Source organism: Rhodococcus sp. (in: high G+C Gram-positive bacteria) (assembly GCF_049591685.1).
Taxonomy (GTDB): Bacteria; Actinomycetota; Actinomycetes; order Mycobacteriales; family Mycobacteriaceae; genus Rhodococcoides.
Genome location: NZ_JBAWFH010000400.1, coordinates 1 through 6,198, shown reverse-complemented (window position 1 = coordinate 6,198; position 6,198 = coordinate 1). Strand labels below are relative to the sequence as shown.

7 protein-coding genes are annotated in these 6,198 nt (G+C 64.3%); 5 read left to right on the top strand and 2 right to left on the bottom strand.

The window, feature by feature from the left end:
- Both WBQ44_RS16905 and WBQ44_RS16900 read right to left on the bottom strand, forming a co-directional pair.
- Positions 1–298 (bottom strand): DUF993 family protein (locus WBQ44_RS16905; protein WP_495567828.1); only part of this gene is annotated, 298 nt, incomplete at its 3' end.
- Positions 295–1,452, bottom strand: coding sequence for a Gfo/Idh/MocA family protein (locus WBQ44_RS16900; protein ID WP_495567827.1), 1,158 nt, complete (start codon positions 1,450–1,452; stop codon positions 295–297). The genes WBQ44_RS16905 and WBQ44_RS16900, both read right to left, overlap by 4 nt.
- A gap of 214 nt (positions 1,453–1,666) precedes the next feature.
- Between WBQ44_RS16900 and WBQ44_RS16895 the strand changes: the two genes are divergently transcribed.
- The 5 genes from WBQ44_RS16895 to WBQ44_RS16875 form a co-directional block, all read left to right on the top strand.
- Positions 1,667–2,713 carry a LacI family DNA-binding transcriptional regulator gene (locus tag WBQ44_RS16895; protein WP_495567826.1) on the top strand — a complete coding sequence of 349 codons (1,047 nt, stop codon included), beginning with the start codon at positions 1,667–1,669 and terminating at the stop codon, positions 2,711–2,713.
- Between the two features lie 118 nt (positions 2,714–2,831).
- Positions 2,832–3,701 carry an ABC transporter permease gene (locus tag WBQ44_RS16890; RefSeq protein ID WP_495567825.1) on the top strand — a complete coding sequence of 290 codons (870 nt, stop codon included), beginning with the start codon at positions 2,832–2,834 and terminating at the stop codon, positions 3,699–3,701.
- Positions 3,702–3,753: 52 nt separating this feature from the next.
- Entirely contained in the window at positions 3,754–4,779 is a 1,026-nt protein-coding gene (locus WBQ44_RS16885; protein ID WP_495567824.1) for an ABC transporter substrate-binding protein, read from the top strand.
- 8 nt (positions 4,780–4,787) lie between these two features.
- Positions 4,788–5,597 (top strand): ABC transporter ATP-binding protein, encoded by an 810-nt coding sequence (locus WBQ44_RS16880; RefSeq protein ID WP_495567823.1) that lies wholly within the window; start codon positions 4,788–4,790, stop codon positions 5,595–5,597.
- A 123-nt stretch (positions 5,598–5,720) separates the two neighbouring features.
- The coding region (locus WBQ44_RS16875; RefSeq protein WP_495567822.1) for an acyl-CoA thioesterase at positions 5,721–6,198 on the top strand (478 nt) is incomplete at its 3' end.

The following is a 6,198-nucleotide window of genomic DNA, read 5'->3' as shown; positions in this document are numbered from 1 at the left end:
TGCCTCGTTGCGCGGTGTCCATCGCGTCGGCGACGCCGAGTCCGTACGACCACAGCTCGTGCCGGTAGGCGGGTGTTGCCTCCCAGTCGATGTCGGCCGGGGCACCCGGAGTGTTGTCACCGTCGACGCGGGGAATCACGTGCGCGGCCGCGTAGACGATGCGCGATTTCAATGGTTCGGTCGGCTTGGTCCATGCGCCGGGCTCACCGAGTTCGTGAATACCCCGGCCGGGCAGAGAAATCGTCAGACGCGAACCGGTCAGGGTCGAACCGGTGTGTGTCGAATCGGTGAGTGTCACAGCGTGATCTCCGGGACGTCGAGGCGGCGGCCTTCGGCGGAGCTTCGAAGTCCGAGTTCGGCCAGTTGCACACCGCGGGCGGCGGAGAGCAGACCGTAGCGGTGCGGGCGCTCGGCCACGACATCGCGGAGGAACTCCTCCCACTGCAGCTTGAAGCCGTTGTCGAGGTCGGCGTTGGCGGGGACGTCGAGCCACTGATCGCGGAACGGCTCGGTGACGGGCAGATCCGGGTTCCACACGGGCTTGGGGGTGTGCGAGCGATGCTGGGCGACGCAGTTGCGCAGGCCCGCCACCGCCGAGCCGTGGGTACCGTCGATCTGGAATTCGACGAGTTCGTCGCGGAATACGCGCACGGCCCACGACGAGTTGATCTGTGCGACGACGCCGTTCTCCATCTCGAAGATTCCGTACGCGGCGTCGTCGGCGGTGGCGGCGTACTCGTTGCCCTGCTCGTCCCAGCGCGTCGGGATGTGCGTGGTGGCCTTCGCGGTCACCGTCTCGACCTTGCCGAGAATTCCCTCGAGGACGTAGTTCCAGTGGCAGAACATGTCGACGACGATGCCGCCGCCGTCCTCGGAGCGGTAGTTCCAGCTCGGACGCTGCGCAGGCTGACCGTCGCCCTCGAACACCCAGTAGCCGAACTCCCCGCGAAGCGAGAGGATCCGCCCGAAGAAGCCTTCGTCGACCAGTCTCTTGAGCTTGACGAGGCCGGGCAGGTACAGCTTGTCGTGTACGACGCCTGCCGTGACGCCTGCGTTCTCGGCGATGCGCGCGAGTTCGATTGCCTCGGTGAGCGTCTCGGCGGTGGGCTTTTCGGTGAAGATGTGCTTGCCGGCCTTCATCGCCGACGCGAGGGCCTCGGCGCGGCGCGAGGTGACCTGGGCGTCGAAATAGATGTCGATCGTGGCGTCGTCGATCACTGCGCTCGCATCGGTGCTGTACTCGGCGATGCCGTGCTGCGCGCACAGCTCCTTCAGTTTCGCTTCGTTGCGTCCGACGAGAACGGGCTCGACCTGAATGCGCGTGCCGTCGGCGAGCAGCAATCCACCTGCGTCACGAATGGGGAGTATCGAGCGCAGCAGATGCTGGCGGTAACCCATGCGTCCGGTGACGCCGTTCATGGCGATGCGCAGGGTACGGGAGGGATTCGTCATGAGAAGCCTTTGCTGGAAGGTGAGAGGTGACGCGGCTCGGCAGTTCAAAGCCGGCGATGAGCCGGGTCGGGAGCCGTCTACGGTGGGCGGAACGTCCCACACGCGTCGGAAATGACAAGTCAGCTTCGGAATGCGCTTTCCAAGCTATGCTGTCGAAGTCGATTGGTCAACAGGCACGAGCGGTCGAAATTCGAGAAGACGGAGAACCGAGAGCATGGCTGCAGTGAGATTGCAGGACGTTGCTGCTGCCGCGGGGGTATCCCAGGCAACGGCATCGCGCGTCCTCAACGGCTCGTCACGAGTGCCGGGCGAGGGCGTCGCCGATCGTGTCCGCGCGGCCGCGCAGAGCCTCGGTTACGTCGCAAATGCCCAGGCACAAGCTCTCGCCCGGTCGTCCACAGGACTGATCGGCCTGGTCGTTCACGACGTCGCGGACCCGTACTTCTCCTCCATCGTGAGAGGCGTGCAGAACGAGGCCCGCGCCGCGGGCAAACTCGTTCTACTGGCAAGCACGGAACGCGATTTCGACATCGAGAGACAGTCGGTCAGCACCTTCATCTCGCATCGCGCGGACGCGATCATCCTCGCCGGCTCCCGGCAGAGCGGCGACCTGGACCGAGAACTCGAGAAGGAGTTCGCGACCTATCGCGCGAACGGTGGCCGACTCGTGGTCGTCGGACAGCCCCTGTCATTCGGCGCAGCCGTCGAACCGGAGAATTTCACCGCGTCGGCGCAGCTGGCCGAGGCTCTCTACGCCGAGGGGCATCGACGCTTCGCAGTCATCAACGGCCCAGGCAACATTCGCACATCCGTGGATCGACGGAACGGCTTCGTCGAAGCCCTGAGCAGGCACGGAATCTCGCCCGAGATCGAACTGGCGGGTGACTTCTCACGGGACGGCGGCTACAGCGCAGCTCGTAGGCTTGCAGCTGCGCTCGAGCTCTCACCCCGCCGCACGGGCGCTTCCGCGAGCGGGCCCCCGTGCGTCTTCGCGGTCACCGACGTCATGGCGATCGGCGCGATCGCAGCGTGGCGCGGCCTGGAACTGGACGTGCCCGAGGACGTCTGCGTCGCCGGATTCGACGACATCCCGACCCTCCGCGACCACTTCCCCAGCCTATCGACGGTCGCACTGTCCCTGGTGGACATCGGCGTGCGGGCGGTGCAGCTGGCTCTCGACGATTCTGCAGCGAGCCAGAGCGCGCACGAATTCGCCCCCGGCGTCGTGGTTTTGCGCGCGAGCAGCGCACTGACCAGGTGAAGTTTACGAACCCTTGACAGTGTGGGCGTCATCACACTACATTCGGTCGCAGCTTCGGAAAGCGCATTCCAGCGGGTGACACCCTCACCCCGCACCACTACTAGTTTTAGGACTCCACATGGCGGCAACAACGTCGGTCGAGATCCGTTCCGCATCGCCGGCGGCGTCACAACCTACGCCGACGCGTCCGCGACGGTTCCCGTCGTTCCGAAACACCTGGTCCGGCCTCTGGCGACCACTGGCACTGGTAGCAGTGCTGGTCACCGCATGGTGGGCGGTCACCGCATCCGAACTGGTTGCGCCGTACATTCTTCCGTCGCCCGGCGACACCTGGAGCACCCTGGTCGACAACGCCTCGTACCTGGCGGGACACACCTGGGTGACCACCTACGAGACCATCGCAGGCTTCGTCATCGCCGCGCTCGTCGGTGAGGCAGTAGCACTGCTGATGATCTACTCGTCCAGCATCGAGAAGACGATGTACCCGCTCATTCTCTTCGCCCAGGTCATTCCCAAGATCGCCATCGCGCCGTTGTTCGTCGTGTGGCTCGGCTTCGGGCCCAGCCCCAAGATTCTCGTCGCAGTGCTCATGGCCTTCTTCCCCATCGTCATCGCAGGCATGGCCGGCCTCCGCTCCGTCGACCCCGAAATCCTGGAACTCACCTCCACGATGGGCGCCAGCAAGTGGAAGACGTTCGTCAAGGTTCGCTTCCCTGCCTCCCTCCCGCAGCTCATGTCGGGTCTCAAGATCGCAGCGACGCTCGCGGTCACCGGAGCGGTGGTCGGCGAATTCGTCGGCGCCAACGAGGGTCTCGGCTACGTCATCCTCCAGGCAAACGGAAACATCGACACCGCAATGCTTTTCGCGGCACTGATCATCATGTCGCTGCTCGGCATCATCCTCTTCATGATCATCGAGATCGCCGAGAAGTTCCTCATTCCCTGGCACGCATCGCGCCGCTCCACTGCATCCGTCGGCGCTGTCTGACCCGCATCGCTTCGCCCACCAGCCACATCACTCCCCCACATCGGAGCACTTCATGAACCTCAAGAAACTCGTCGTAGCCGCAGCGGCCGCGTCCTCCCTCGTCCTCGCCGGCTGCAGCGGAGGCGCAGCCGAAGAGAAGGCACCCGGCGCCGACGGCGAAACGACGGCAACGTCGCTGATGCTCAACTGGTACCCGTACGGAGAACACGCACCGTTCTACTACGGCGTCCAAGAAGGAATTTTCGCCAAGCACGGAATCGACCTCACCGTCACCGCGGGTCAGGGATCCACCAAAACGGCGCAGGCGGCGGGCTCGAACCAGACCGACTTCGGTTGGGCCGACAGCGCAGCGGTTCTGAGCAACATCGACAAGGGCGTCAAGGTCAAGAGCCTCGGCGTCTACCTGCAGACCACCCCGTCGGCAGTGCAGGTCTACGCGGACGGACCCATCCAGACGGCCGCAGACCTCGCAGGCAAAACCATCGCCGTCTCCGCCGGCGACGCACCCACCACGACGTTCCCGATCTACCTCGACGCGGTGGGCGTCCCAGCGGACCAGGTTCAACAGCAGAGCCTCGACTCGGCCGGCAAGATCGCCGCGATGCTCTCCGGTCAGGTCGACGGACTTATCGGCTTCGCACACGATCAGGGCCCCAACATCGCCAACAAGAGCGGTCGCGAGATGCGATACCTCAAGTACTCCGACGAGGGCCTCAACTTCTTCAGCAACGGTCTGATCGCCAACGAGTCGACGATTCAAAGCTCCCCCGAGCTCGTCCAGGCCATGGTCGACGCCACCAGCGAGTCGTTCCAGGCTGCCATCGACAACCCCGAAGCTGCGGTGAAGTCGATGGTCGGCAAGGACCCGCAGACGCCGCCGGAGTCGGTGCTGCTGCAGCAGTGGCAGGAAACCATTCCGCTGCTCACCACGGAGAACACCGAGGGCAACGCACCCGGCGTCAACTCCGAAGAGGACTGGGTCTCGACCATCGAGGTGCTCGGCGGCGCAGGCCTGATCGACAGCTCGTCCGAGCCGTCCAAGTACTGGGATTCGTCCTTCTCCACGACCGAACAGTGAGCGATGACATGACCGCCACCTTCGATACACCGAAGACCAGCCTGACCGATACCGCAGTCTCCGTCGACAATCTCACCGTTCAGTTCTCCTCGAAGCGAGGCGAAGTCACCGCTCTCAGTGACGTCGACCTACACGTTGGGGAAGGTGAATTCGTCTCCATCGCAGGCCCTTCCGGCTGCGGCAAATCGACGCTTCTCAAAGTCGTCGCCGGCCTCACCAATGCCAGCCGAGGAAGCGTCAGCCTTCGAGGCAAGGAAGTGAAGGGCCCGCAGCGCAACATCGGCTACGTCTTCCAGCGCGCAGCCCTGCTGGAGTGGCGGACCGTCCGCAAGAACATCCTGCTCCAGGGCGAGATGCGCGGCATGAACCGGAAAGCTGCGGCAGCGAAGGCCGACCAGCTCATCGAGATGACCGGCCTGTCCGGATTCGAGAACGCGCTCCCGCACGAGTTGTCCGGCGGAATGCAGCAACGAGTCTCGCTGTGCCGGGCGCTGCTGCACGAACCCGAAGTGCTGCTCATGGACGAGCCGTTCGGCGCCCTCGACGCACTCACCCGCGAGAAGATGAACGTCGAGTTACACCGCATCTGGCGTGAGACCGGCACGACGGTCATGCTCGTCACGCACTCGGTCGCCGAGGCCGTCTATCTCGCCAATCGAGTTGTCGTCATGAGCCCGCGCCCCGGCCGCATCGTGGAAATCCTCGACGTCGACCTTCCCGTGAAACGGGATTACAGCACGACCATGGAGACGCCGGAGTTCATCACCATCGCCAACCGGGTCAGGGATCTGCTGGGGGCCACGACCAGCGCGGATTAGTGCGGCTCCGCCGCCCGTGTGCACTAAGTGCTGTTCCAACAGCCTTCGCCGCACACGGGCGGTGTCGTCGTTTCCGCTACTATGACGCTCGGCATAGAAGCGCGGAAACTACGGGAGAGCTATATGAGCGACGTCAACCTGTCCCACCTGTTCGACGAGGCATTGGCTCTCGAGACACTGAGCCCGGGTGTGTACCTCGGCCGAACTTCTGCGCCGTACAACAACATGGTCGGTCCCTTCGGCGGCCTCACTGCCGCGACGTTCGTCAGAGCGATCGAGCAGCACCCGGACCATGTGGGCGAGCCTCTCTCGCTCACCATCAACTTCGCGGGACCGGTTGCCGAGGGCGAGTTTCAGATCTCCACCCGCGCGGTGCGGACCAACCGCACCAATCAACACTGGTACCTCGAGCTGACACAGGACGGCACCGTTGCCACAACCGCGACGGCCGTGTTCGGTGTCCGTCGAGACACGTGGAACGACGACGAAGCAACCCCGCCTGCGATTCCCGCACCGTCCGAATTGGCGGTGGGAGGCTTCCCCGAGTTCATCGCATGGGCACGAAACTACGAAATGCGTTTTGCTGCGGGCGCTTTGAACG